The organism is Sulfurospirillum diekertiae (assembly GCF_002309535.1).
Taxonomy (GTDB): Bacteria; Campylobacterota; Campylobacteria; order Campylobacterales; family Sulfurospirillaceae; genus Sulfurospirillum; species Sulfurospirillum diekertiae.
In genome coordinates this window covers 2,468,446-2,494,780 of sequence record NZ_CP023275.1, presented here as the reverse complement: position 1 = coordinate 2,494,780, position 26,335 = coordinate 2,468,446, and the positions used below count along the sequence as shown (strand labels likewise).

The 26,335-nt window shown below is 40.8% G+C and carries 27 protein-coding genes; 21 read left to right on the top strand and 6 right to left on the bottom strand.

Annotated elements, in window-relative coordinates; genetic code table 11:
* Positions 1 to 77: 77 nt before the first annotated feature.
* From SJPD1_RS12815 to SJPD1_RS12795, 5 genes are all read left to right on the top strand, one after another.
* Positions 78 to 1,097, top strand: coding sequence for a sulfate ABC transporter substrate-binding protein (locus SJPD1_RS12815; protein WP_096047487.1), 1,020 nt, complete (start codon positions 78 to 80; stop codon positions 1,095 to 1,097).
* Positions 1,094 to 1,924 (top strand): sulfate ABC transporter permease subunit CysT, encoded by an 831-nt coding sequence (cysT, locus tag SJPD1_RS12810; protein ID WP_096047486.1) that lies wholly within the window; start codon positions 1,094 to 1,096, stop codon positions 1,922 to 1,924. Before SJPD1_RS12815 ends, cysT begins: the two co-directional genes overlap by 4 nt.
* 9 nt (positions 1,925 to 1,933) lie before the next feature.
* Positions 1,934 to 2,770 carry a sulfate ABC transporter permease subunit CysW gene (cysW, locus tag SJPD1_RS12805; RefSeq protein ID WP_096047485.1) on the top strand — a complete coding sequence of 279 codons (837 nt, stop codon included), beginning with the start codon at positions 1,934 to 1,936 and terminating at the stop codon, positions 2,768 to 2,770.
* A 9-nt stretch (positions 2,771 to 2,779) separates the two neighbouring features.
* Positions 2,780 to 3,859, top strand: a complete 1,080-nt coding sequence (locus tag SJPD1_RS12800; protein WP_096047484.1) for a sulfate/molybdate ABC transporter ATP-binding protein — start codon at positions 2,780 to 2,782, stop codon at positions 3,857 to 3,859.
* A gap of 86 nt (positions 3,860 to 3,945) precedes the next feature.
* Positions 3,946 to 4,155, top strand: coding sequence for a TOBE domain-containing protein (locus SJPD1_RS12795; protein WP_096047483.1), 210 nt, complete (start codon positions 3,946 to 3,948; stop codon positions 4,153 to 4,155).
* A gap of 123 nt (positions 4,156 to 4,278) precedes the next feature.
* Here the strand turns inward: SJPD1_RS12795 and SJPD1_RS12790 are convergent, their stop codons facing one another.
* The 5 genes from SJPD1_RS12790 to SJPD1_RS12770 form a co-directional block, all read right to left on the bottom strand.
* Complete coding sequence (locus SJPD1_RS12790) at positions 4,279 to 4,953, bottom strand: class I SAM-dependent methyltransferase (RefSeq protein WP_210394375.1); 675 nt, start codon at positions 4,951 to 4,953, stop codon at positions 4,279 to 4,281.
* Between the two features lie 70 nt (positions 4,954 to 5,023).
* The gene (locus tag SJPD1_RS12785) at positions 5,024 to 6,805 is read right to left on the bottom strand and encodes a radical SAM protein (protein ID WP_096047481.1); all 1,782 of its coding nucleotides are present in this window, start codon (positions 6,803 to 6,805) and stop codon (positions 5,024 to 5,026) included.
* Between the two features lie 78 nt (positions 6,806 to 6,883).
* On the bottom strand, positions 6,884 to 7,906 hold the full coding sequence (locus SJPD1_RS12780; RefSeq protein ID WP_087439502.1) for an ABC transporter substrate-binding protein: 1,023 nt from the start codon (positions 7,904 to 7,906) through the stop codon (positions 6,884 to 6,886).
* A gap of 38 nt (positions 7,907 to 7,944) precedes the next feature.
* Positions 7,945 to 8,514 carry a globin domain-containing protein gene (locus tag SJPD1_RS12775; RefSeq protein ID WP_087439501.1) on the bottom strand — a complete coding sequence of 190 codons (570 nt, stop codon included), beginning with the start codon at positions 8,512 to 8,514 and terminating at the stop codon, positions 7,945 to 7,947.
* 221 nt (positions 8,515 to 8,735) lie between these two features.
* The gene (locus SJPD1_RS12770) at positions 8,736 to 9,509 is read right to left on the bottom strand and encodes a TOBE domain-containing protein (RefSeq protein WP_087439500.1); all 774 of its coding nucleotides are present in this window, start codon (positions 9,507 to 9,509) and stop codon (positions 8,736 to 8,738) included.
* A 274-nt stretch (positions 9,510 to 9,783) separates the two neighbouring features.
* On the opposite strand from SJPD1_RS12770, the gene SJPD1_RS12765 reads away from it, so the two are divergent.
* From SJPD1_RS12765 to SJPD1_RS12690, 16 genes are all read left to right on the top strand, one after another.
* Positions 9,784 to 10,230, top strand: coding sequence for a MotA/TolQ/ExbB proton channel family protein (locus SJPD1_RS12765; protein WP_087439499.1), 447 nt, complete (start codon positions 9,784 to 9,786; stop codon positions 10,228 to 10,230).
* The gene (locus tag SJPD1_RS12760) at positions 10,220 to 10,627 is read left to right on the top strand and encodes an ExbD/TolR family protein (protein WP_087439498.1); all 408 of its coding nucleotides are present in this window, start codon (positions 10,220 to 10,222) and stop codon (positions 10,625 to 10,627) included. Before SJPD1_RS12765 ends, SJPD1_RS12760 begins: the two co-directional genes overlap by 11 nt.
* Positions 10,624 to 11,319 (top strand): energy transducer TonB, encoded by a 696-nt coding sequence (locus SJPD1_RS12755; RefSeq protein WP_096047480.1) that lies wholly within the window; start codon positions 10,624 to 10,626, stop codon positions 11,317 to 11,319. Before SJPD1_RS12760 ends, SJPD1_RS12755 begins: the two co-directional genes overlap by 4 nt.
* Positions 11,320 to 11,328: 9 nt before the next feature.
* A complete protein-coding gene (locus tag SJPD1_RS12750) occupies positions 11,329 to 11,874 on the top strand; it encodes a globin domain-containing protein (protein WP_087439496.1) in 546 nt (181 codons plus the stop codon).
* Positions 11,871 to 12,905 carry an LLM class flavin-dependent oxidoreductase gene (locus SJPD1_RS12745; RefSeq protein ID WP_096047479.1) on the top strand — a complete coding sequence of 345 codons (1,035 nt, stop codon included), beginning with the start codon at positions 11,871 to 11,873 and terminating at the stop codon, positions 12,903 to 12,905. Before SJPD1_RS12750 ends, SJPD1_RS12745 begins: the two co-directional genes overlap by 4 nt.
* Positions 12,902 to 13,918 (top strand): ABC transporter substrate-binding protein, encoded by a 1,017-nt coding sequence (locus SJPD1_RS12740; protein ID WP_096047478.1) that lies wholly within the window; start codon positions 12,902 to 12,904, stop codon positions 13,916 to 13,918. Before SJPD1_RS12745 ends, SJPD1_RS12740 begins: the two co-directional genes overlap by 4 nt.
* Entirely contained in the window at positions 13,915 to 14,931 is a 1,017-nt protein-coding gene (locus tag SJPD1_RS12735; RefSeq protein ID WP_096047477.1) for a FecCD family ABC transporter permease, read from the top strand. Before SJPD1_RS12740 ends, SJPD1_RS12735 begins: the two co-directional genes overlap by 4 nt.
* The gene (locus SJPD1_RS12730; RefSeq protein ID WP_096047476.1) at positions 14,928 to 15,713 is read left to right on the top strand and encodes an ABC transporter ATP-binding protein; all 786 of its coding nucleotides are present in this window, start codon (positions 14,928 to 14,930) and stop codon (positions 15,711 to 15,713) included. Before SJPD1_RS12735 ends, SJPD1_RS12730 begins: the two co-directional genes overlap by 4 nt.
* A gap of 91 nt (positions 15,714 to 15,804) precedes the next feature.
* Positions 15,805 to 17,802, top strand: a complete 1,998-nt coding sequence (locus SJPD1_RS12725) for a TonB-dependent receptor plug domain-containing protein (RefSeq protein ID WP_168171366.1) — start codon at positions 15,805 to 15,807, stop codon at positions 17,800 to 17,802.
* A 350-nt stretch (positions 17,803 to 18,152) separates the two neighbouring features.
* Entirely contained in the window at positions 18,153 to 18,896 is a 744-nt protein-coding gene (locus SJPD1_RS12720) for a TorD/DmsD family molecular chaperone (RefSeq protein ID WP_096047474.1), read from the top strand.
* An 84-nt stretch (positions 18,897 to 18,980) separates the two neighbouring features.
* Positions 18,981 to 19,178: a twin-arginine translocation signal domain-containing protein gene (locus SJPD1_RS12715; protein ID WP_096047473.1), complete on the top strand. Its 198-nt coding sequence runs from the start codon at positions 18,981 to 18,983 to the stop codon at positions 19,176 to 19,178.
* Positions 19,179 to 19,196: 18 nt separating this feature from the next.
* Positions 19,197 to 22,058, top strand: a complete 2,862-nt coding sequence (locus SJPD1_RS12710; protein ID WP_096047472.1) for a formate dehydrogenase subunit alpha — start codon at positions 19,197 to 19,199, stop codon at positions 22,056 to 22,058.
* Positions 22,059 to 22,065: 7 nt separating this feature from the next.
* Positions 22,066 to 22,671 carry a formate dehydrogenase FDH3 subunit beta gene (gene fdh3B / locus SJPD1_RS12705; RefSeq protein ID WP_210394373.1) on the top strand — a complete coding sequence of 202 codons (606 nt, stop codon included), beginning with the start codon at positions 22,066 to 22,068 and terminating at the stop codon, positions 22,669 to 22,671.
* An 11-nt stretch (positions 22,672 to 22,682) separates the two neighbouring features.
* Complete coding sequence (locus tag SJPD1_RS12700; RefSeq protein ID WP_096047471.1) at positions 22,683 to 23,582, top strand: formate dehydrogenase subunit gamma; 900 nt, start codon at positions 22,683 to 22,685, stop codon at positions 23,580 to 23,582.
* Positions 23,583 to 23,764: 182 nt separating this feature from the next.
* On the top strand, positions 23,765 to 24,553 hold the full coding sequence (gene fdhD / locus SJPD1_RS12695; RefSeq protein WP_087439486.1) for a formate dehydrogenase accessory sulfurtransferase FdhD: 789 nt from the start codon (positions 23,765 to 23,767) through the stop codon (positions 24,551 to 24,553).
* A gap of 3 nt (positions 24,554 to 24,556) precedes the next feature.
* Entirely contained in the window at positions 24,557 to 25,294 is a 738-nt protein-coding gene (locus SJPD1_RS12690) for a winged helix-turn-helix domain-containing protein (protein ID WP_096047470.1), read from the top strand.
* Positions 25,295 to 25,418: 124 nt separating this feature from the next.
* Here the strand turns inward: SJPD1_RS12690 and tupA are convergent, their stop codons facing one another.
* Positions 25,419 to 26,258: a tungstate ABC transporter substrate-binding protein TupA gene (tupA, locus tag SJPD1_RS12685; RefSeq protein ID WP_096047469.1), complete on the bottom strand. Its 840-nt coding sequence runs from the start codon at positions 26,256 to 26,258 to the stop codon at positions 25,419 to 25,421.
* Positions 26,259 to 26,335 lie beyond the last annotated feature (77 nt).

Sequence of the window (26,335 nt, the reverse complement as noted above, 5' to 3'; positions counted from 1 at the left end):
CAGAGCTTTTGAGCTTGACTCAGGAGTCATCACAAGAGTTCTTTGAGAACTCCAGAAAAAAATCAGAAAGAAAAAACATGAAATTCTTATACACACAACGTCTTTTTTCATTAGCCGTCGCAGTTTTGGCACTTATCGTGCCTTCCATTCACGCCGCAGATATCTCCTTGCTTAACGTCTCGTACGACCCAACCAGAGAGTTTTACAAAGAGTATAACCAAGCCTTTGCTAAACATTGGAAAGAGATTAAAGGTGACAACGTAACCGTACGTCAGTCACATGGTGGTTCAGGTGCGCAAGCCAGAAGTGTTATCGATGGTTTGGATGCAGATGTTGTTACCTTAGCTCTTGCGTACGATGTCGATGCCATCGCTGAAAAAGCGCATGCGATTGATCCTAATTGGCAAAAACGATTTACCCATAACAGTGCCCCTTATACCTCTACCATTGTCTTCTTAGTACGAAAAGGCAATCCTAAAGGAATTCATGACTGGGATGATTTAGCAAAGCCCGATGTTAAAGTTATAACGCCCAATCCTAAAACTTCAGGTGGAGCACGTTGGAACCATTTAGCCGCATGGGGTTATGGACTTGAAAAATACGGCAGTGAAGAGAAAGCCAGAGAGTTTGTCTCTAAAATTTACGCCAACGTCCCCGTCCTTGACTCAGGCGCACGTGGTGCTACCAATACCTTCGTTCAAAGAGGTTTGGGCGATGTCTTAATTGCTTGGGAAAATGAAGCGATCTTGTCGATTAAAGAATTAGGTCCCGATAAATTTGACATCGTCGTTCCCAGTATTAGTATCCTAGCCGAACCAAGTGTCAGTGTTGTTGATAAAAATGCCGAGAAAAAAGGAACGAAAGAGGTAGCAACCGCCTACTTAGAGTACCTCTACTCTAAAGAAGGGCAGAGAATTGCAGCGAAAAATTACTACCGTCCAACCGATCCTGAAATTATTAAAGAGAGTGAATCAACATTCCCAAAACTTAAACTTTTTACGATTGATGCACTCTTTAACGGATGGGGGGAAGCTCAAAAGAAACACTTTGCGGACGGTGGCGAGTTTGACAAAATCTTCGCTTCAATTAAGCGATGAAATGGCGCTTTAGAAAGCCCAGTGTTTTGCCAGGGTTTGGCTTAACGCTTGGCTTTAGCCTGACTTACGTAACCCTCCTAGTGCTCATTCCACTGGGAGGGTTACTGCTTTATACGACCAAACTTTCATGGAGCGAATTTAGTGCGGTCATTATAGACCCTAGAGTATTGGCTTCGTTTAAACTGAGTTTTGGAGCGAGCTTGATTGCAGCGGTTGTCAACCTCTTTTTTGGACTGATCGTTGCGTGGACTCTGTCTCGGTATAACTTTTTTGGCAAAAAAATTGTTGATGCACTGGTAGATTTACCTTTCGCACTTCCAACAGCGGTCGCAGGTATCGCGCTGGCAGCTATTTTTGCACAAAGTGGTTGGATCGGTAGACTTTTAGATCCCTTAGGCATCGTGATCGCCTATTCTAGGGCAGGTGTTGTGGTCGCACTCATCTTCATCGGGCTTCCTTTTGTGGTGCGTACCGTTCAGCCTGTGATTGAGGAGTTTGAAAAAGAGTTTGAAGAAGCGGCTACAAGTTTGGGGGCATCATGGCTACAAACGTTTATAAAGGTCATTTTACCCTCTTTAATGCCAGCCCTTTTAACAGGTTTTGCGCTCTCGTTTGCAAGAGCGCTAGGCGAGTATGGCTCGATTATTTTTATCTCAAGCAATATGCCCTTTGTGAGTGAAATCGTGCCGCTCATCATCGTGACAAAACTTTCACAATATGATTATGTGGGCGCAACAGCGGTTGGAACCGTGATGTTACTTGCAACGTTCGTCATTTTGTTTTTGATTAATGCTATTCAGATTTACAGTCGCGAAAAAAGTTTATAGGAAGAGAAGATGCAAACAGAACATCGTTTAGAACCGAGGTGGTTGAAACCACTTTTACTGGGCATTACACTTCTTTTCCTAGCCATTTTTTTAGCACTTCCATTAGGCGTAGTTTTTAGTGAAGCTTTAGCAAAAGGATGGAAAGTTTACTGGGAATCCATCAGTGAGCCAGACGCCATTGCAGCAATTAAATTGACACTTTTAGTAGTGCTCATTACCGTTCCGCTCAATACTATTTTTGGTGTTGCCACTGCTTGGTTGATCGCTAAGTTTGAATTTCGAGGTAAAGGGTTTTTAATTACCCTGATCGATCTTCCTTTTGCGGTTTCTCCTGTGATTGCAGGTCTCATTTTTGTGCTTTTATTTGGAAGTCAAGGTTGGTTTGGCGCGTGGCTGAGTGAGCATGATATACGTATTGTGTTTGCCACACCAGGCATTATCCTCGCAACCTTGTTTATCACTTCGCCCTTTGTGGCACGTGAGATCATTCCTCTCATGCAAGAACAAGGCAAAGATGAAGAAGAGTCGGCCTTAACACTCGGTGCCTCAGGCTGGCAAACATTTTGGAAAGTGACGCTTCCCAACATCAAATGGGGACTGTTGTATGGTGTGATTTTAAGTAACGCCAGAGCGATGGGTGAGTTTGGTGCGGTTGCGGTTGTTTCAGGTCACATCAGAGGGTTGACGACCACCATGCCTTTACATGTAGAGATTTTATACGGCGAGTACCTTTTCACCGCGGCCTTTGCGGTTGCTTCACTTTTAACCCTTTTAGCACTGGTAACGTTGGTGCTAAAAAGTTTCATTGAGTGGCGCATCGGTAAAAAACGCTCACTCGCGCATTAAGGATAAAGAATGAGTATTCAGATTTCAAATATTAATAAACGTTTTGATACTTTTACAGCCCTCGATAACATCAATTTGACCATTCCCGATGGTGAACTTGTAGCGCTTCTTGGCCCTTCAGGCTCAGGGAAAACGACCCTGCTTCGCATCATTGCAGGACTAGAAGAGGCGGATAGTGGAACGATTTATTTTAATGGAGAAGATACGACCGCAACGCATGTGCGTGATCGGGGAGTGGGGTTTGTATTTCAGCACTACGCGCTTTTTCGTCACATGAGTGTGTTTGAAAATGTTGCCTTTGGACTTCGTGTGCGTCCCAAAGCAACACGTCCGAGTGAAGAGGAGATTACAGAGCGGGTCCATAAACTGCTGAAACTCATTCAGCTGGATTGGATTGCTAATCGCTATCCCTCACAACTCTCAGGTGGGCAACGCCAACGTGTTGCGCTTGCACGTGCGCTTGCCGTGGAGCCTAAGGTATTGTTGCTCGATGAACCTTTTGGAGCTCTGGATGCTAAAGTGCGCCAAGAACTGCGCCAGTGGCTTCGTAATCTACACGATGAAATTCACATTACCAGTGTCTTTGTGACCCACGACCAAGAAGAGGCACTTGAAGTTTCCGATAAAATCGTTGTGATGAATCAAGGCAAAATCGAGCAAATCGGCACGCCCGAAGAGGTGTATGACCGACCTGCTAATCCGTTTGTCTATGGCTTCTTGGGTAATGTCAATCTGTTTCACGCCCGTGTGGAGCAAGGCTCACTGCACCTTGAAAACACCGAGCTAAATACGCCCGATCTTGGGAGCTCCAAAGAAGCATCGCTTTTTGTTCGTCCGCATGAAATTCATATTAGTATTGATAATGCCATTGGTGGTGGCATCGAGGCGAAGCTGATTGGCTGGAGATTGGTAGGTCCTCGTGTGAGAGTCGAGCTTGAAACACTGCATGAGCGCCAAAAGGTGGAAGCTGAGATTTCAAAAACCGAATGGCAAGCAATTAAAGCGTATGAAAGTGGCGCTTTGTTTGTCCATTTTGAGAGTGCACGCATCTATACGAATGAGGCTTTATGGAATGATTATGTCATTTAAAATCTTTACATGTAAAGCGTTTGGAATTGACAGGTTATAAGGCTTTGGAGTAGCATTTTGTTCTATTTAAACCAAGGAGTATGACAATGAAATACGGCGCACGCAATGAAATTATAGCAACAGTTAAGAAGATCAAAAAAGGCGAAGTGATGTGTCAGGTTGATGTTGGTGATATTATTGCTAACAAAATGAGCTCCGTTATGACCATGGAATCCATCGAAGAGATGGGACTCAAAGAGGGTGATAAAGTCAAAGTCATTGTTAAAGCCGTTAACGTTTTATTGATTAAAGAATAAATAAAAAAGAAGATACCCGATTAAGGGTATCTTCTTAAGCGACGTTCCACAAAACCATCCCTTTTTCTGCTTCCGTTTTTACATGGACTTTATCGTCCTTAAGAAACGAGACTAAAATAGATTCTACAATCTCTTCATCAGGGTTATCTCTTTACGTTTGAGTTGATCATAAGAATACTCTTTTGCCTCATCAAAAGTGTACATATCGACCCAAGATGTTGCAAAAAAATCGCTCTCAAAAGGAATATTTTTCTCTTTTAAAATTTCAATAAATTGATTGGCTTTGATACAGCCACCTGATGCGCAATCCTCTTCTTCTTTTGTATGGGCTTTCACGAGAGCTTCCACGAGTTTATTAATGCGGTATTTTCCCCAACCAACATAGATACCTATCCCTTTTGTAGCTCCAAGCATTTTTTCAATTTTTTGTAGGTCACTAATCGCAGGAGTCATTGAAGCGATAACAATGTCGTATTTTTGGTTTAATGGAAATGAGTCCCAATCACTTTGGTGCGTAGAAACTTTTGCACTGAGTCCTTGTTCTTTTGCATCTTCATTGAGTGCTGCCAACATTCCTTCTGAAATATCCATAGCAGTTACCTGTGCGCCTTTTTGTGCCAACGGAATGGCAATGGTTCCAGTTCCTGCCCCAATATCTAAAATAGAAGCACCCTCAAATGAAACATTTTTATTTTGGCACCAATTTAAAATATGATTGACGTCTTGACTCATTGTTATATCGTTAAAGCGTGGGTAGCGCTTCGCCATGTTGTCCCAAAAATTAAACGCTGGTTCCATAAAACATCCTTTATACGTTATATACTTGTAACTATAACGAAATTTAACCATAAGTACAAGAGGGTACTGCTTAAATATGAAGCATCTTGTGGTATTGACTTGGTTTTGCAAAGGAGCGATTGATAGAAGGTATATTTAATGGTGTGTCATAAAACTCCTGATAAAAGACCTTTGCTTCGTGTAAAACATCAAAATGATAAAGTTCAGGATGCAACATATTGGCGATGTGCATCAAGCCTAAAATCCATCGGGGGCTCCCAAAATCAAAGCAAGGGGCTAGGTGTGTATAGATGCGTTTACTCTTTACAGCATTGCCAACAATACCTTGCTCTTCACAAAAAGTGTAAAACTCGTCCAACGGACAATCTAAAAAAGAAGAGATAAACATAACGTCTGGGTTGAGTTCATTGAGTGTTTCAACAGAGATTTTCCGTCCGGGTCTTCCTTTTAAACTGAGCGTTTTATTGACACTAATACCACCCGCCATCTCGACCAATTGATTTTCAAGTCGCTCCTCTTCAAGTGCAAATAAAGGTTTACCCATGACGTAATAAACACGGGGCTTTGTTATTACCTTTGGAAGTTCTTGCGCAATAATGGCAATTTTGTCTCGCATATAGGCTAGAAGTTTTTTGGCGGTAGTCTCTGTGTGGGTCATTTTGGCAAGATAATGAATGGTAGTGGCATAATCTTCAAAGTTTTGAATGTTTACATGTAAACGTTTTAGTCCATCCCCACGTAAAAGTTCTTCCCAACATGTCGTAACTTCTTTTTGATCTGTCACACCAAGTGTTGCGAGTGTTCCTTCGACAATTTCGAGTGCTCTAGTAAGTGGGTATCCGCCTTCAAAACCATCTTCATCAAAGACTTTTTGACAAGGGTTCCCTACGATAGGAAGTTTATGATGACAGTGTGAACAGGTATTGTTCTGATAGTTGTGGCTGATTGTTCTTAATTTTGAACCCATTGGGCCGTAAAAATCTCGCTCAAAAATGAGCGCACCACATTCTGGGCAGTAGGTGTTCAGGCACTCTGATCCTGGGGAGTTAAACAAGTAGACATAATCAAGGCGTGATGTGAGTTTTTTGTAAAGCATTTCCGAAGCTAAGATGGATGGCTCAAGGTTAATATTGGCATCATCAATAGGAATAAACCGCATGATCTGAAGCGGAATCTCTTTCGAAATCTTTGCTATAGTATCTGCAATAGCAAGAACTTCATCATCATTATCTTTTTTATGAATACACGCCACTTCGACATGAACGCCTTTTCGGTAAAAAAGTTCAATGTTACGTAAAACAGGTTTGTAACTGTTTGCGCCACAACTTTTGTAGATGTCATTGCACAAACCTTTAAGCCCAATGTTCACAAAATCCAAATGCGGAGCGAGCAGATTAAGCGATTCGGGTGTGAAATAGCCATTGGTGGAACAGCCTGTCAGCAGCCCACACTCTTTGGCTAAGGTGCAGATTTCAAGAAAGCTATAAAAAGAGGCGAGGGGATCGTTCATTAAAAAAGCGATACCATCGCACTCTTGCTCCAATGCTTTGTTGACAATTTGTATGGGAGAGAGTTTTTTAAGTGCAGGACTTTGCACATCCATCTCTTTAGCCACCACTGTTGAAATGCACCCCAAACAGTCAAAATTACACCCAGTGGTACTAATTTGCAAAAACTTTGCACGGGGATGAAAGTGAAGCACTGGCATCGTCTCAGCCGAAATGGGAGCTACCACAAGATACGAGTTTGGGAAGCGTTCGAGCATGGTATTGTTGTGACATTGATAACGTCCACATGCACCAACACTGTTCTCTTCAACACGGCATCTTCGTTCACAAATTGGGCAGATCATAGGGTATTCCTTTAATCAAAAGTAGGTTTCATTGCAAACCAGAGACTCTCTAAAAGGTTGATGAGAGAGTCTTAGTATTTAAAGATCAAAATAAGTTTTGAGATCTTCGTCACTCAGTGCGACACCAAAGAAGAGTTGATAAAACGCTCTCACTTTTTCTTGAATCTTAAAAGGGTAACGTGTTGGATAGAGTTTACTGGCAATCCAATGTGCCCCAATAATACGCATAAAGGAAGGTGGACGATCGGTCCAGTTAAAAGGAGATTTTGGTACTAAGTACACTCTTTTTGTTTGAACCGCTTTAAGCATAGCCCATTTTTTATCGGTAAAAATTGTTTTATAAAAAGCGGGGTTTTGCACAATAATGACATCGGGAGCATAGATGAGAACCTGCTCAAAACTGACTTCTTGCAGTCCGATAACACTATTTTGAACACATTTATGGACTAAATTTCCTCCCGCAAGCGTTAAAGGTTCAGAGTGAAATGAGACGTCACACTCTGTTTGAAGTCCGAAATCACCTTCTGCGTAATACACTTTGGTACGCTCTTGCTCAGGAACAGTCGCTACAAAATTTTTAAGCTCATCCAAATAATTTTGTGCCATATTTGCAAGCTGATTAGCACGATCTTCCTTGTGCATCACTTTTCCAAGATAGCGAAAGACTTCAGGATAATGACGTGAATCATCAATATTCACTTTGAGAGCTGGAATATTGATGCGTGCTAAATCTTTGGCCGTTTTTTCATTGAGAAGTGGCGTATCCCATGTCACAATGACATCGGGTTTTACTGCGATAATCGCCTCTAAGTTAGGGGTGTTGTTTCCATGCCAACCACCCAATACAGGAAGGCTCATAAAGTGTTTGCTTAAAAATTTCTCACCATCACTATTGTCTTTATTTGTCTGTGGAAAATTCACACCAATGAGTGGAGCATCATCGATGACATAAAGCATAAAAGTAATAGGAGGAGCTGAGCCATAAATACGTGTGACATGTTCAGGTAAGCTGATGTTTTTTCCTGAAATATCAGTAAATGTGCGTGTTGTATTGGCAAAAAGTGAACTAAAAAAAAGTAAAAAGAGAAGTAAATAGCGCATCAAAAATCCTTTGGGATTGTTTTTACATGTAAAGAGCGTTAAGCGTCAAAATAAGATTGAATACTCTCATAAGGGTAACGTTTGAGCATTTCCATACTGGTACGTCTATTGATCATACGCATTGAGATGGATTCAACCCAATTCCAAATTTCGGGTAAAAACTCTTTAGGAACATGCGCTTGTTTGAGTGCTTTTTTAAAACACATCAGCCAGATGTCACGCCCTGTTTCAGTGACTTCAAAGGGAAAATGACGTTCTCTGAGCTTTGGATGACCTTGTTTGGAGGTGTACAGATCAGCACCACCTAACATTTGTACAAAAAAATCTTCAATTTTTGTTGTGGCTGCAATAAAAGCAGCTTCCTCTTGAGGATAAAGATGACCGATTTTACTTTTACGCACGAGATCATGGTGCAACTTAACCACTTCACGAATTTTGGCTTCTCCAATCGCTAGATAGGTTTTGTTGGAAGGGAAGAAGACTTCGGGAAAGATCACATCAATCTTCGGGTGGGCACGTCTTAGATTTTCATCCGTTTGTGGGAAAGGGGCGTTGGGGTCACATTCACTAAAGAGTTGTACTTTAACACCATCAACCATAACTGGCATAGAGTCTCCTTGAACTATTAAAATAGATGATAATTTTTACTCGCATTCGTTATATAAATTAAAACATAATGGTAGCACGAAAAAATCTATATGGCAAGAGTTTAAAGAGAGAAAAGGAGATAGGAGTTATTTTATGTGCAATAAAATGGTTACTATTTAAGCATTTTAAAAGAAAATGTGGTGGTGTTACCAAGAGCCCAAAAGAGGCGTTAAGATAGTCTTTAAACGCCTAAGATAACATTAGATGCTTTGAAAAATGCATAGGCCTCCGCATTGACTTTGAGGTTTAGTGGCTCAAATGCATCATTGGCAATGGTGGCAGTGATGGTACTTTTACTTTCAAGCTCCAATGTGACTTCTGTATTGGAGGTATCACTAAGAATTTGAATAATAGTCCCTTTGAGTAAATTTTCGCAGGCAATAGCGGGTTTACTCTTGGAAAGCAACACCGAACTTGCTTTAATGATAGCAATAGCATTCTCCCCTAGATGCAGACCGAGTTCTTGATAACTGTTTTTGGTGATGCTTGCGTAAATTTTATCAGCAGCTTTGATCGTAAGCTCAACGGCAACATTCACCGTATCTTCATTAATAGCACTAATAGTGCCTATCAGTTGGTTACGCGCGCTGAGTTTCAAAGAGAGGCGGCTAAGTGTTTGAACGATCGTGAGTAGATCTTCGCTGTTCGCAAAAAGATCTAAAAATTGTTGATGTTTTTCTTGTAAGTTGTGAAATGCTGCGATGACCTCTTCGCCTTTAGGTGTCAGAAGTGTTCCTCCGCCGCCTTTACCACCGCTTGTTTTTTGCACCAGTGGAATTTCAGAAAGGTTGTTCATCGCATCCACTGAATCCCAAGCAGCTTTGTAACTCATTTTCATCGCTTTAGCTGCTGCATGAATAGATCCATGTTCTCGAATGTGTTCTAAAAGCTCTATACGCCCTTTACCGAGATAATTTTTATCGCTTTTTTTCATCCAAAGTCGTGCTTCTAACATGGTATTCCTATCTATTTTAGAGGTGTAATTGTGGAATAAGTATAGCACAAAAGTCGAATGAAGCGCTCTTCGTGCATTCTTTTCATTATAGGATGCCTATTTTTTAAACAGAATGAACGCAGTAAAGTGTATATTTTACGTTGTATTTGCAAATATATTGCGATATAATGTTCTCGTTTCTTGTTGTCTGCTTTTTTTCGCTCAACCGTTATTATGTATAGTATATAGCGATTGAGCGAAAAGGGTTTTGCATTCGTTGATGTAAGGAGAAAAAATGCTCAGTGAAAAATTATTATCATTCGCTCTTGTGGGAATTGACCCTGTACTTTGGGTGTTGGTTTCTATGAGTGTCATCGCCGTTGGCGTGATGATCGAGCGTTTTTTGGCGTTTGGAGCCATTCAAAAAAACTATCAAAGTATTGATTATTATACATTACGTCTGAGTCTTGAAGCGCGTTTAGGTATTTTAGCCACATTTGGCAATAACGCCCCCTTTATAGGACTCTTTGGAACTGTTTTAGGAATTATTCAAGCATTTCATATGATAGGATCTTCCAATGCTTTTGATGTACAGCCCATTATGCAAGGCATCTCTGAAGCCTTGATTGCAACTGCTACGGGTCTTTTTGTTGCGATTCCATGTGTTATCGCCTATAACTATTTCACAAGACGCGTCAAAGTGGTTTTAACACAGAAGGAAGCACAACTCAATGAGGCGTGAACCTGTCTACGAGAGTGATATTGCCGAGATTAATATGACGCCTTTTGTTGATATTGTGCTGGTTATCTTGGTCATTTTTATGGTGACAGCTACCTTTGTAACACAAGGTAAGATTCCTCTGAATTTACCACAGGCCACGAACGCTGAAAATCATAAAGAGGATCAAAAGCCCATTACGCTCTCTTTGAGTGAAACGGGAGAACTGTATTACGATGATGTGGCACTCTCTATAGACGATTTAGATACAAAAATGGCACAGATAGGCGAAAAAGATCCTCATATTGTGCTTCGCAGCGACGCTAAAACACCGTTTGAATATGTTGTCAAAGTGATTGACATTTGCAAAAAACATCGCATTAGTACATTTGCAATTCAAACGACCAAGGCAGGTACGTGAAAGCATCGCATTTTTTTGCCGCCTCTTTGGGTACGCTGTTTTTACATGTAATGATTGCGTATGCTCTTTTTATGGGGAGTATGATGATTCCAAAGCCTGTTATTCGCGAGTTTGTGGTGACACAGGTGAGTTTTTTAGACGAGCCAAAACCCACACCAGCCGCTGAAGAAATCAAACATGAAGTTCCATTAGAACCTGTTAAACCTGAGCCGATAGTAGAAAAAAAACCTGAAAAAAAAGTTCAAAAAGAGCCTGTTAAAACAGTCCCTATTCAAAAACACATTCAAGAGCCTATTGTGTCATCAGCTCCTTCAAGTGACTCTTTTGTCGAACAAACGGCGGAAGCGCCCGCCAGTGCTAAAACACAAGAAAAAGCTTCCGTATCATCTTCGCACCAAAGCGATGATTTGCTCTCCATTTACCTTGCCAAAGTAAGGCATAAGATTCAAGAGAGCCTTCGTTATCCCTCTATGGCAAAAAAAATGGGATTGGAAGGTGAGGCGGTGGTGCAGTTTTTAATTCATTCCAATGGCATGGTAGATGCATCGTCCATTAAGATTGCAAAGTCCAGTGGCAAAGCGATTTTAGATCGCAATGCTATCGATGCTGTCTTAGATGCCATCCCTTTTGAGCTTCCACCCAAAGAGGAGTTGGAAATTGCAATACCCGTTGTGTTCAAGCTTAAATCCTAAGGAGATTTTATGTGTAATGGTCATCATTTTCTTCATAAACTAACGACTCCTAAAAAGAGTGAACCTCTTAAATGGAGTAGCTTTGATCTCAAAGCTTCATTGCCTCCGATCATTTTCCCAACGCCCAGTTTTTTAGGAAAAGTAGGCGCTGAAACCATTCCCAAAATTGTGCTACATCATCATCGTTTACTGCAAAAAAGTGCTATTGCGCAGATGTATCCAACGGATGATGCTCATTTTTTGGAAGGGGTTGCCAAAGCAAGTCATTTTCTTATTCAGGCCTTAGGGGGCGAGAAAACCTATACCTTTAGTTACGGTCCACCCTCTTTGTGCCGTACTCATGCTCCCTTTGCCATTGACGATGAGAGTAGGGAAGTATGGCTTATGATGTACAAGCAAACCCTCCATGATCTTAATTTTCCTAAAGAGTTGATCGAAGAGTTTTGGAACTGGATTGAGCCTTTTTCGATGCGCATGGTGAACCGTCGAAGTTTGACAACGCCCATGAAGCGTTTTTTATATAAAGATATGAAAGAGGAGTTTGGAATCGTATGAAATGGGGAATTTTTTGCCTCTTTGAGCGCTTTAATGTGAATGCCAACCAAGCGATTGAAAATCAGCTCAAACTGATTGAACTGGTCGATGCGATGCGATTTGATGAAGTTTGGCTGGGGGAACACCACTTTAATGATTTTAGTATTTGTCCTTCTCCGTCACTTCTTTTAGTGTACACTACGGCACGAACGAAGTATGTGAGGCTGGGATGTGCTGGTTTTTTAGCCCCCTTTTATGATGCTATTCGCTTAGCGGAAGAGGTTGCAACGCTAGATCACTTAAGTCAAGGTAGAATCAACCTAGGCTTTGCCAAAGGCGCTTTTGCACCCGATTCAAAGCATTTTAATGTCACAGTAGAAAACCTGCGCCCGATGATGTTTGAGTGTGTGGATGCTGTTACACAGCTTTTACATGTAAAGGATCAACCCGTTGGTTTTGAGGGTAAATTTATTCATTTTTCAGAAGTTGATATCGAGCCAAAACCGTTTCAAGCGAAGATTCCCACGTACATTGCAACGTTTGCCTCAGATGAAACCATCGCCTTTGCTGCCAAAAAAGGTTTTGGGCTGATGCTTTCGCAAGGGGTTGATTTAGACGAATGTGCACGTGTAAGCCAAGCATATGAAGCTATTGCTGGTTTTAAACCGCAGATCGTACTTTTGCGGACATTTTATGTTGCTAAAAGTGATGAAGAAGCCGCTTATAAAGCACGTCCTACGATTGACCATTTTGCGAAGTCCATGCGTGCGGCATCTTCATTTCATAAATCACCCCATTTTGATCAAAATAGATACAAACAGCTCATCGCTGAACGGAGCACTTTTTTTGATGGGCAGAAATTTTTTGATTGTGGCATTATCGGCGATGCAAAAACATGTATTGCTAAAATCAAAGCCATTCAAGCATGTTTAGATCATGTCACGATAACATTGAAACCACTCGGTGTTGATCTTTTTGAAAATATAACGCTTTTACGAACATTCAATGAAGTCGTACGTCCTTATTGCGATGAAAAAAAGGAATTGGTATGAAAAAAATAGTCTGCGTCCTTTTGTGTTTACTCTTAAGCCTTAGTGCGCGTGAAATAGTTGATATGGGTGGTAAGAAAGTTGAAATTCCTGATGTTATTACCAAGGTATTTGGTACATCACCGCCATCAACTTACATGATCTATACGATTGATGCTTCACTGATTGTTGGGCTTAACTTTAACCATGCACGGGGCAATAATGAGTCTTCCAACATGCTCGATCCTCGCTTCATGGCGCTTCCCGTTGTAGGAGGTCTTCAAGGGGGAGGGAACAGCATGAACCGTGAAACCTTGCTCTCCTTGCATCCCGATGTTGTCTTTTTATGGAATAACGATGCTTCCAGTCAACTAGCACAGTATCTCTTTGAGAGTAGCAAAATTCCAAGCATTGATGTTGATCTTGAAAGTGTTGAGAGTTTACCGAAAGCCTATCTCTTTTTTGGTGAGGTTTTAGGCAGAGAGCAACGAGCAAAGATTCTCTCAGACTATGCAACGAAAGCACTTGAACATACCAAAGAAATCGTGAAAGCCAATGCATCTAAACGCCCTGTTGTTTACTATGCTGAGGGTGCGGATGGACTTTCTACGGAGTGTGACCAGTCATTTCATTATGAAGCGATCAAATTTGCAGGGGGTATCAACCCTCATTTATGCACTACTAAAAGTGGTATGGGGCTTGAAAAAGTCTCTTTAGAACAGGTGATTTTGTATAACCCTGATGTCATTGTGGCGCAAGAGCGAGAATTTGTGGAAAAAGTTAAAAGCGATGCGAGGTGGAATTCTATCAAAGCGGTTCGTGAGGGTAGGGTTTATTTAGTGCCCAAAGTGCCGTTTAACTGGATCGACCGACCACCATCATTTATGCGTCTTTTAGGAGTCAAATGGTTGACACATATCCTTTATACTACGCCAAATTCAGAGCAATTTACGCAAGAGATGCGTGAATTTTACAAACTCTTTTTAAACATTGATCTAAACGACACGCAGCTTCATCACATTTTGGGGCGTGTATGAAAAACTCGCTTCTTTTTAGCATGATAATTGTGGCGCTAGGTGCAAGTTTGCTTATCTCTTTGGCTTTGGGACGTTATGAGATTGACCTTAGGACATTAGGACAACTTCTTTTATGGAAATTTTTTACCATTGGAACAGCACCCCATGAAGTAGCACTCCTTTCAAATATCGTTTTTGACATACGTTTACCACGTATTTTAGCCGTTGTTCTTGTGGGAGCAGCCCTCTCGGTTTCAGGTGGAGCATTTCAAGCGATGTTTGTGAATCCTCTGGTTTCACCTGGAATTTTGGGCGTGTTAGCGGGTGCTTCGTTTGGTGCCGCTCTTGGCATTATGATTTCCAATAGCTGGCTTGGGGTACAACTCTTCTCGTTTACCTTTGGTTTTGTAGCGGTTTTAGTGGCGCTTGGCGTGGCAAAGATTTACGGTAGGAGTGGCTCACAGACGATTCTATTAGTCTTAGGCGGTGTTATTTCTAGCTCTCTTTTTTCTGCACTACTTTCTACAGTGAAATATGTTGCCGATCCTTACAATAAACTTCCGACTATTGTTTATTGGCTGATGGGTTCTTTCAGTGCGGTCGATATGAAAACACTCTCGAGTGTTGCAATGCCTCTGATTCTGAGCACGATTGTACTTTCATTAATGGGTAAATACCTTAACGTTTTAAGCCTTGGCGACGATGACGCTAAAGCGCTGGGTATACGGGTGGCATGGGTGCGTAACAGTGCGATTTTATTGGCAACTCTTTTGAGTACGCTCACGGTAGTCGTTGCGGGTATGATTGGTTGGGTAGGGCTCATCATTCCGCATATTGCACGTTTTTTAGTCGGTGCCGATAACCGCGTTTTACTTCCGATGTGTGCGCTTTTGGGTGCGACATTTTTAGTGATCGTTGATACATTGTGCCGTACGTCTATGAGTGTTGAAATTCCCATTGGTATTGCGACATCGCTGATTGGTATTCCCATTTTTATTTTTGCGCTTAAAAATGCGAAAAAAGGATTTGCATGAGTTTTTACCAAGCGGAAAATATCTTTTTTTCTTACAATGACAAGCCTATTTTACAAGGGGTTGACCTTCGCATTGAAGAAGGCAGTATCGTCTCGCTTTTAGGTCCCAATGGCACAGGAAAAAGTACATTGATGAAACTCTTTTTAGGACTTTTAACGCCTAAAAGTGGTGAAGTGATCTTAAAAGGCAAAACGTTACAGAGCTATTCCATCAAAGAGCGCGCTTTACATGTAAGCTATGTGCCGCAAAGTACACAAGTGGCGTTTGCCTTTTTTGCGCTTGATATTGTGCTTATGGGGCGCATTGCTTTTGAGACATGGTTTAAAAAGCCAAGTCAAGCTGACATACACTTGGCACGTGAGGCGATGGAGCGGTTGGGGATTTTGCATTTGGAAAAACGTACGTTCCAAACATTGAGTGGTGGAGAAAAACAGTTGGTTTTAATTGCACGTTCTTTAGCACAAGGTGCAAAGATTTTGGTGATGGATGAGCCGGTTTCTGGGCTGGATTACGGCAATCAGCTCCGTCTTTTAGAAACCATTATGAATCTCTCTAAGGAAGGCTACACCTTCTTAAAATCAACCCATTTTCCGGAACATGCTTTAATGCTCGGTGGCTATACCTATGCGCTTAAAGATGGTCACGTTTTGGCGCATGGGCTTACATGTAAAACAATTACACAAGAGCTCATCAATGAACTTTACCATACCAATATTGAGCTTAAACAGACATCGTGTGGTTATCCTGTGTGTATCCCTTCGTTTATTCACACGAATCATTAGGAGATGGTTGGTTGGGCTTTTTCGGGTTAAGCATCTTTATCGTTATATAAAATTAAATACTATGTTTGGTAGACATTTAAAAGGAGAAAATATGAAATACAACGTTGGTTTGGCTCTTTCATTGATCACAGCGTCCGTGTTAATGGGTGAGACATTTGAGCTTGGAAAAATTGAAGTGAGTGAATCAAAAGATATTAGTGCAAATCAGACGACAGAATTTGTCGATGCACAAACAATAAAAGATACAGAGAGTAAAACAGTTGCTCAAGCATTGGAAAGTATTCCCGGTACGTATATTCAACAAACAGGTGCTAGAAACGATACGGGTATTCGTATCCGAGGCTTTAATCAAAGTCGTGTACCTATCTATGTTGATGGTATTCCCGTTTATGTACCATATGATAAAACAACAGATTTAAGTCGTTTTACAACCTATGATATTGATGAAATTGATGTATCAAAAGGCTATGTTTCTCCAATGTATGGGGCAAATACAATGGGTGGAGCTGTTAACCTGATTACCAAAAAACCAACAAAAGAGTTTGAAGGCGAAGTGGGTGCGGGTGTTTTTAGCGGTAATGGGCAAGAAGAGTATTTAACCATGGGAACCAATCAAGGGAAATATTATGGGTTAATCTCAGTTTCAAACTACGAAAGAGATTATTTTAAATTATCAAATGATTATACTGCCAACGGGTATGAAAATGGTGGCAAACGAGAAAACTCAGATTCCCAAGATCGAAAAATAAATATTAAAGTTGGTTATACGCCTAACGATACGGACGAATATGCTTTTAATTATATTGCACAACGTGGAGAAAAAGGGCAACCGTATTTTGCTAGTGATATAACGGCACCAGTTGCTATGGCAACAAATAGACATTGGTATTGGCCAGATTGGGACAAAACCAGTTATTATTTCTTGACAAAAACAGCACTCAATGATGCAATTATGTTAAAGACACGTTGGTACAGAGATGAGTTTTATAATAAGATAAATTGGTACAATAATTTACCTTCAACAAGTTCTAAAATAACGGAAGTAACGGAGTATAATGATTATACATTAGGTGGTAATGCTGAGCTAGATTTTAAGTTAACAGAAGCCCAAATGTTAAAATTATCGGTTACGCAAAAAAAAGATTATCATAAAGATATTGATTCCGCTTCACCAGGGCAAGATATTAAAGCTGAAGGGACAACAACTTCTTATGGATTAGAATATTCATTAAAAGTGACTGATCAAATTACATGGGTTACGGGCGCCTCTTATGATGAGAATAAAATTGATAAAGCAGAATATCGCAGTGGCACAACCATTAAAGAGTTCCCAAAGTATGATACGGATGCGTTCAATCCAGAAACAGCACTCTACTATAAGCTAAGTGATGCGACGACCCTTTATGGAAGTATTGCTAAAAAAAGCAATATGCCTACATTAAAAGATAGATATTCAACTAAACTGGGTACATATGTTCCCAATCCCGATTTAAAAGCGGAACGATCTATTAATTATGAAGTGGGTATTGACCAAAAAGTAACGGATACACACGTGGCGCATGTAGCTCTTTTCTTATCCGAATCGGATGATTATATCGCTTCTGTGAATGTTCCAGATGTTGTAGGCGTTTGTACAGGCGGTAAATGCAAGCAAAGTCAAAATATAGGGAAAGAAGAGCATAAAGGCGTTGAAGTCTCTTTAGACTCTTTTTGGGATGAGTACATAAGCAGTAGTGTATCGTATACTTATATTGATGCAGATATTAAAGACAATCCTGCAAATCCCTATGTGACTGATATTCCAAAACATAGTTTTGCAGGACGTTTAAAATATTCTCCAATCGCCATGGTCGATATTATTCCTCAGGTACGTTATGAGAGTGAGCGCTATGTTAGCAATGATTACCGATATGGCGATTATCAAACCAAAGATTTTTTCTTAATGGATTTGAAAGTTGCTTATCGCCCAGTCAAAGCACTTGAACTCGCCGTTGGTGTCAAAAATATCTTTGATAAAGACTACTTCTATAGCTACGGCTATCCTCAAGAAGGTCGAAGTTACTATGCTAATGCGCGCTATAGCTTCTAAAATTAATCTTTACATGTAAAACAGTTCAGAGAGCTTTAATGTTCTCTGAACTATACTTTCCTCCGCTGCTATAACCCTCCAAGTAATATGCTTAATTTACATATTTAAGTTACTTTTAAGTTTTTAAACTACTCTTTTTTTACCATTTTCACCTAAGCAAATCTGTGGTAAATTTACTAGAAATCGGTAAACAGTTGTTTACTAAAATTATATAACGCATCGTAAAAAGAGGGTTTTGTTTCTATAAAGATACCGTGTTTTCCCTTGTTTTCGAGCTTTTTTATCTATTTCAATGAATTCAGACTATATCGGTCTACTTTTGTTGACTTTAAGAAATGAGGAACAAAGCCGTGATAAATAAAGAATCTGTTAATAAAGCCCGCTCACTCTACTATGGCTTCTTGAGCAAAATATTTGTTTTTACAACAAGTTTGGATCGTTACAAAGGTGTTTCAGAAGCACTTGATGTAATGATTGAAAATCCTATTGATGAAAATTCAGCAGAAGCACTCAAAGAAATTAAAGCATTTTTAACTGAAAAAGGTCAAAATGCACTGATTCAAGAGTACGATGATGTCTTCCATAATCCCGCCTACAAAGTCGTTCGCAATACCGCTTCCTATTACGATGAAGGTGTTGAGAGTGGACATCAACGCGTAGCTGTTAAAAATTTCTTAGCCAAAACCAAAATCAGACGCGATGAAGCTAATTTCAAAGAGAATGAAGACAGTGTTGGATTTATCTTTACCTTTATGCATGAACTCATTGAGCTCATTATGCATGGTGGAAAAGAGTATGAAAACATCCAACATTGCCTTTTTACGGAAGTTATAAACCCTTTTATGGATGAGTTTATTATCAACGTTTATGAACATCCAATGTCCAAAGCTTACCAATCCATTGCGATTGTGCTTAACGCATTTATGGCGTTTGAGCGTATGTATTTTGAAGTGGCAAAACCACCTCTTAAAGAAAAAGTTAGAGTTCAAAAACCTGTCGAAGTGATTTCAGGGGCAGAAGCAAGACGAAGAGCGGAAAATAAAGCTAAAAAGATGGCAGGGCTGGAAGCAAAAGTAGAGCGTACCCTACGCTAGTAACCTAAAGAGGTTGCTCAAGAAAATGGTGATTTTTTTGAGCAATCTCTTGCAAAAGGGATTAATGTATACAAGGAGCATTGTATGAATGAGAGCAGACGTGGCTTTGTCGCAAAAGCTGCACTTGTGGGTGCTGTCGCTGCCGTTGGTGTAGTGGGTGCACAAGCAAGTTCTTCTAGTTCAAAAGGTTCAAATGGCGTTGTTGTAGGTAAATCTAAAAAGAAAGAGATTACGTACAAGAAAACACAAGCATGGGAAGATTATTACAAATCTGCCCTATAAAAGAGGAGGCATAGCGTTATGGAAAAAACAACCGAACGTGCTCTAACAACGACCGTAGGTCGAAGGTCATTCCTCAAAATGGCAGCCGTTGCTAGCGTATTTGGCGCTACTTCAGGGTTTGCTGGTGAGAATGTGACACGAGCCGCAACAGAGGAAGAGGTTAAAAATCCCTTTCCTGGAAGTAAAAAAGTTAAAACTATCTGTACATCCTGTTCCGTAGGGTGTGGTGTGATTGCAGAAGTTCAAAATGGCGTATGGGTTCGTCAAGAAGTTGCTCAAGACCACCCAATCAGCCTTGGCGGACACTGCTGTAAGGGTGCTGATATGATCGATATGGTCAGATCTGAAGTACGCCTCAAATACCCAATGGTCAAAGAAAATGGTCAGTGGAAACGTCTCTCTTGGGAAGATGCGCTTAACCGCATTGCAACCAAATTAGCAGACCTTAAGAAAAAAGATGGTCCTGATTCTGTTCAATTCTTAGGTTCTGCTAAGATGAGCAATGAGCAAGCGTACTATTTTAGAAAGTTCGCTGCATTCTTTGGGACAAATAACACAGATCACCAAGCTAGAATCTGACACTCTTCCACAGTCGCCGGTGTGGCGAATACATTTGGATACGGTGCTATGACAAACTCTCTTGGAGATATGCAAAAGTCAAAAGCAATTATTATTTTCGGATCTAACCCTGCGGTTAATCACCCTGTAGGTTTCCAACATTTATTGAAAGCAAAAGAGCGCAACAATACACAAATTATCGTTATTGATCCACGATTTACCAAAACAGCTGCTAAAGCTGATATCTATGCACAAATTCGCCCCGGTACAGATATTCCGTTTATGTACGGTATGCTTAACATCATTTTTGCAAATGGTTGGGAAGATAAAAAGTATATAGATGACCGTGTATTTGGTATGGATAAAATTCGTGAAGAAGCTAAAAAGTGGACACCAGAAGTTGTAGCAGATGTTACAGGCGTTCCAGCTGAAAAACTCATTCAAATCACTAATATCTATGCAAAAAATCGTCCTGGTTCATTGATTTGGGCTATGGGTCTTACACAACACTCAATTGGTACTTCCAATACGCGTATGGCTCCAATTCTCCAGTTAGCTCTTGGTAACATGGGTGTAGCAGGGGGTGGTACAAACATCTTACGTGGACACGATAACGTTCAAGGTGCTACCGATATGGGATGTCTCTCTGATTCACTTCCAGGCTATTATGGATTAGCAGAAGGTTCATGGAAATACTTTGCTCGTATGTGGGGCGTTGAATACGATTACCTTGTCAAGCAATTCAAAGACGCAACATGGATGACAAAAACTGGTTTCTCACTTGCAAGATGGTGGGCTGGTGTTCAAAATGTAAAATCCGATGAAAAAATCGAAAATGCAGGCACACACCTCAAAGCATTGATTGTTATGGGTAACGGTATTACTTCTGTTGCACAACAAGCAAAAATTAAAGAAGGCTTAGACAATCTTGATTTGTTAGTTCTTGCAGACCCGTTTGTCAACGAAGCGGCTATTTTAACCGATAAAAAAGACAACGTCTTTATTCTCCCTGCAGCAACTCAGTTTGAGACCAGTGGTTATTGTGTTGCAACCAACAGAAGTGCACAGTGGAGATACAAAGTTGTTGAGCCTATGTATGAGAGCAAACCGGATCAAGAAATTATGTTTGCTTTAGCAAAACATTTAGGCTTCTACGAGCAATACACTAAAACCATGTTAATGCAAATCAATCCTAAAACAGGTGTACTTGAGCCAATTCCTGGTAAAACAACGTTCCAGTGGCCAGAAGATGCAACCAATGAAATTGCACGTACCATTCGAACCATTGGTTTAGTAGGTTGGACAGCAGAGCGTATTAAAAAGCATACCGATAACTGGCATATGTTTGATGAAGTCAGCGGTGCAGGTTTTGGACCAATGAAAGGTGAGTACTATGGGTTACCATGGCCTTGCTGGACAACAAAACACGGCGGTTCGCCAAACCTTTACGATACCAGCATCGCTGTTAAAGATGGTGGTATGGGCTTTAGAAATAACTTTGGCTTGGAAAAAGACGGTGTTAATCTCTTGGCAGAAAAAAGTTCAGCACCTAAGGGTTCTAGCATTGAAACTGGATACGAAGAAGTTACAAAAGCGAATATTGAGAAACTCCTTGGTCGTCCATTGACAGAAGAAGAAAAAGTAGCGTGTGGTGCAAACTGGAAAGTATGTTCTACTGGCAAGTTAATTGAATTGGCGCTTGAAGTTGGTCTTTCACCGTACGGTAACGCAAAAGCGCGTGCGATTGTTTGGAACTTCCCGGATCATATCCCAATGCACAGAGAACCACTCCACTCACCAAGACAAGATTTGGTTGCAAAATACCCAGCGTATGCAGATAAAGCAAACCACTTCCGTGTTATGACGAAGTACGCTTCTATCCAAAATGCAAAAGACTATTCAAAAGAGTTCCCAATTAACATGGTAACAGGACGTTTAGTCACGATGAACGGTGCGGGTATTGAAAACCGTGCATCTAAGTACATCGCGGCATTAACACCTGAGATGTTCTGTGATATTCACCCAGATTTAGCGCTCAAACATGGCATTAGAAACGGTGGAATGATGTGGGTACACTCACCTGAAGGTACCAAAATTAAAGTGAAAGCGAAGTATTCTCATAGCGTACTTCCCGATATGGTCTTTATGCCATTCCACTTTGCAGGTTACTTCCAAGGAACAGATAGAACGGGTAATTTCCCAGCAGGAACGAAGCCTTATGCAAGCGGCGAGAGTGTCAATACCGTTACGAACTACGGTTACGACATCATTACTCAGATTCCTGAAACTAAGGGCGGCTTGTGTCGCATCGAAAAAGCGTAGGGGGTAGATGATGGAATACGCAAGAATGAAATTTTACTGCGATGAGAGCAGATGTATCGAGTGTGATGGGTGTAGCGTAGCATGTGCCGAAGCGCATGAACTCCCTGTAGGCATCAGTAGACGTAAAGTTGTGACGATCAATGAAGGCATCCCAGGTAAAGAGTTCTCAACTTCGATTGCTTGTATGCACTGTACCGACGCACCTTGTCAACAAGTGTGTCCTGTGGATTGTTTCTATATCAGAGAAGACGGCATCGTGCTTCATGATAAAGATAAATGTATCGGTTGTGGCTATTGTCTTTACGCTTGCCCATTTGGTGCTCCACAATTCCCACGAGATGGCGCTTTTGGCGCTAAAGGGGCAATGGATAAATGTACCATGTGTGCCGGTGGTCCTTTAGAGACGAATTCGGTTCATGAGCGAGAACTTTACGGTCAAAACCGTATCGCTGAGGGAAAAGTGCCTGTGTGCGCAGCAATGTGTTCCACAAAAGCGCTTCTTGTCGGTGATGCTGAATCCGTATCGAACGTTTACAGAGCGCGCGTGATGGCTCGTGGTGGAAAAGGCGCAAACTCTCCTTATGGATGGGACAAGGCTTATAAAAACCAATGAAAGGAGCAGCAATGAGAAAGTACATAAGCATGATCATTGCAGCTCTGAGTTTGGCAACAGTGGCATACGCCACTGAAAGCCAAATCTGGGGTGAGATGCGCATACAAAATATCTTAGGATACGGAAAAGAGGGAAGTACCCACTTAGGACCCTTGTTCACCATGCTACAGCATCAATACTTTGCATGGATCTTCCTAGGCGTCTTAATCGGAGTTCCTTTAGCCTTCTTTATCCATTATAAGATTATAGGCCCAAAAGTATTTCCACACAGTGATAAGAAATACTACGCCTTTAACCTCTATAATAGAATTATCCACCAAGTAGCCGCTATCAGCTTCTTGGTCATCATCCCAACAGGATTCATCATCGTATTCGGTGACTTCTTTGGGGGAGGAACCTTTGTAAGAATGGCAAAAAACCTTCACGGTATCTTTACCATACCTTTTACCATTGTGGTCATTCCTATGGCTCTGATGTGGTTAAAAGAAGCCCTCTTTAATATGGATGATATTAAATGGTTTATGATCCTAGGAGGCTACCTCTCCAAAGAGAAAAAACCAATCTTGGCAGGTAAATTTAATGCCGGTCAAAAGATGTGGTACTGGGTAGCAATACTTGGTGGTATTACCATGATCTTAAGTGGAGCTATGATGTTCTTCCTAGACTTTAAAATGCAAATGTTGCATGATCTCACAGGTCTGTCCCAAATAGACTTACTTAGAGCAGCAGCTATTATTCATAATGTGATGGGCTTTGCAATCGTTGCAATGTTTATCACCCATGTGTATATGTCCATGTTTGCTATTAAAGGAGCAGTGCATAGTATTATTACTGGGTATGTTGAAGAAGAAGAAGTCAAGATTCTTCATAGTACATGGTATAAGAAACTGAGAGATCAGGGTAAGTTTTAATTTGACACGCTTTACAAGCCAAGCTTGAAAAGCTACGTTAAACACTAGGTCACTGAAGCTTGCCTCTTGCGAGGCAGAGTAAGTGCGTGCTTTACATGTAAAGAGCAAGAGCGTAAAATCTCTTGCTCTTTATTTATTTTTTAGTGCTACAATATGCGAAACAAGCACGTTAAGGGGAAGGTATGGAGCCAGTTTATTCAACCAAGATTACTAAAATTAAGGGCAAAGAGAAGTTTGAGCGAGACGATATACTTGTTCGTGAAATCAAGTTAGAAATTTATGTCAATGGCGAAAAAGTGGGTGCGGTTATGGCCACACCGGTTGATCAAGAAGCCCTTGCCATCGGTTATTTGATGAGTGAAAATATCATCGAAAAATTTAGTGATGTCACTTCACTCAAACTCCTCAATGATGGTATGCAGGTGCACATCGAAGCTAAAGTCAATGTAGCTAATATTAAAAAATTGAATGCCGAAGGTGTTGTTATCAGTGGATGTGGAAGAAGTATGACTGCCAACATTGATCCCGAAGCGATTGAAGCGAAAGTCATAAAAAGTGATTTTACACTCCGTGCGGATCTTCTTTGTAAAGAGATGGGACAGTTTTACACCGAGTGTCCTTTGTACGAACAAACAGGGTGCGTACATACTGCGAAGCTTTTTACTGATGCACATACATATTTCATTGGCGAAGATATCGCGCAGCACAATACGATTGATAAAGTGGTTGGAAAAGCGCAGATAGCAGGTGTTGATGTGCGTAATGCCTTTTTGATGGTGAGCGGTAGACTCTCTTCCGAGATGGTTGCCAAAGCCGTCATGCACCAAATTCCTATTTTGGCATCGCGTACGGCTTCAACGTGTTTAGGGCTTATGATTGCTGAGAAATTTGGATTAACGCTCATTGGATTTGTTAGGGGTGATACGATGAATGTTTACCGTAATCCACAGCGAATTATCGTTGAGGAGTAGAAAATGTCTGAGATGGAAGAACTGATCAAAAAATATTTGAATGAAAAAGGCAAACTAGACTGCACCGATGGCTTTAAAATCGCAGCAAAACTAAAGTGTTCTACCCTCGAAGTGGGTGCATGTGCCAAAGCAATGGATATACGCATCGACTCTTGTGAACTAGGACAGTTTGGGAAACTTGAAGGCGGTATCTACGACGCAGAGGCAGAGAATCGCCTCACGCCACTGTTAGATGAAAAGAATCGTGTTACATGTAAAGCTGCACGCGCTGCGGCAGCTGGTATTGGACTTAAAAAAATTCGTGGCACATTGAAAGAAAAAAACTACGATGTAACATTTTGTGAATTAGGATGTTTTAAAGAAAAAGCACGTCCACGTTTGTATGTCAAAACCAAAACATGGATCGAAAATGCTGAGGGTGAATTGCTTTTTGGCAAGGGTAAAACAGAAATCTTAGAGCTGATTGAGCAAGAGGGGTCTATCTCTAAAGCTTCTGAAAAGATCGGTATGAATTATAAAAAAGCATGGACACACATCAAAATCTTGCAAAAAAATATTAACGACACCATGGTTCAAACCAAGCAAGGGGGTGGCGAAGATGCAGGAACAACGCTTACTCCTGTAGCACGTGAATTTATGGACAATTACCGAAAGCTTCAAGCGGAGATTGAAACCTATGCCAATGAACGTTTTAAAGAGTTATTTCTAAAGCCGAGGAATAAAAAAGAGTTTGAAGACTAAATTGTAGTAAGCTATTTTGGTGCTATGAAGATTATGTAATATTTCATGTGTATTAGGATTTAGGGTTAAGTCTTAGCGTTCTTTTAAGTTCATATAGGTTGCCCTGTAAAGGGCAACCTTACGATTAGTTCTTGGCGCGAGTTTTAAAGTCTGGATAGAAGAGTTGTTTATCCATCAGTTTAAAGTTGGCGATTTCTGTTTGAATTTTGTCAGATGTGACCCACTCTATAAATTGTAGAGCGCCTTTATAGTCGGTATTGGCACATCTTTTTGGGTTAACGGCAATGACGGAGTAGAAATTTTTAAGTGCATCAGCACCTTCATAAACGATAACCAAAGGTGGGTTACCTTTATAATTTGCTTCGTATTTGATGTAAGTTCCACGATCTGTTAACGTAACACCTTTTTGTTCTGCTGCGATGTTGATCGTAGCGATCATGCCTTGCCCCGCTTCAAGATACCATGGTTGTTTTTCAGGTGTATGACCTAAAGCATCTTTCCAAACACCTTTTTCTTTATCATGTGTTCCTGATTTATCACCACGACTGACGAATTTAATCTTTTCCGTTTCAATAATTTTGAACACTTCTGAAATACTTTTACCCGCAAATTTGGCTTTCATGTCAGGTGTGCCAATAACAACAAAGTCATTGTACATGACAGGGGTTCGCTCAACGCCAAATCCTTTTTCCATGTATGTTTTTTCAGATGAAGGAGAGTGGACAAAAAGTACACTAACATCGCAGTTCTCACCTAGTTTTAAAGCGTTACCCGTTCCAACGGCGACCCATTTAAGATCAACACCTGTGTCGGCTTTATATTTAGGAACAAGGACATCTAAAAGACCAGTGTCACCTGTACTCGTGGTTGTTGCCATTTTAAGGTCAGCCGCACAGAGTAGCGAACTGAGGGCAAGAAGCGAGAAAAGCACTTTCCCTTTTAAGCGGTTCTTTACTGAAAACATTGAATAATCCTCCGAATATGTTTATTTAGCATGTTTGTAGTGTAGCGTATCTTTTTTTAAATTACATGTAAAAGTAG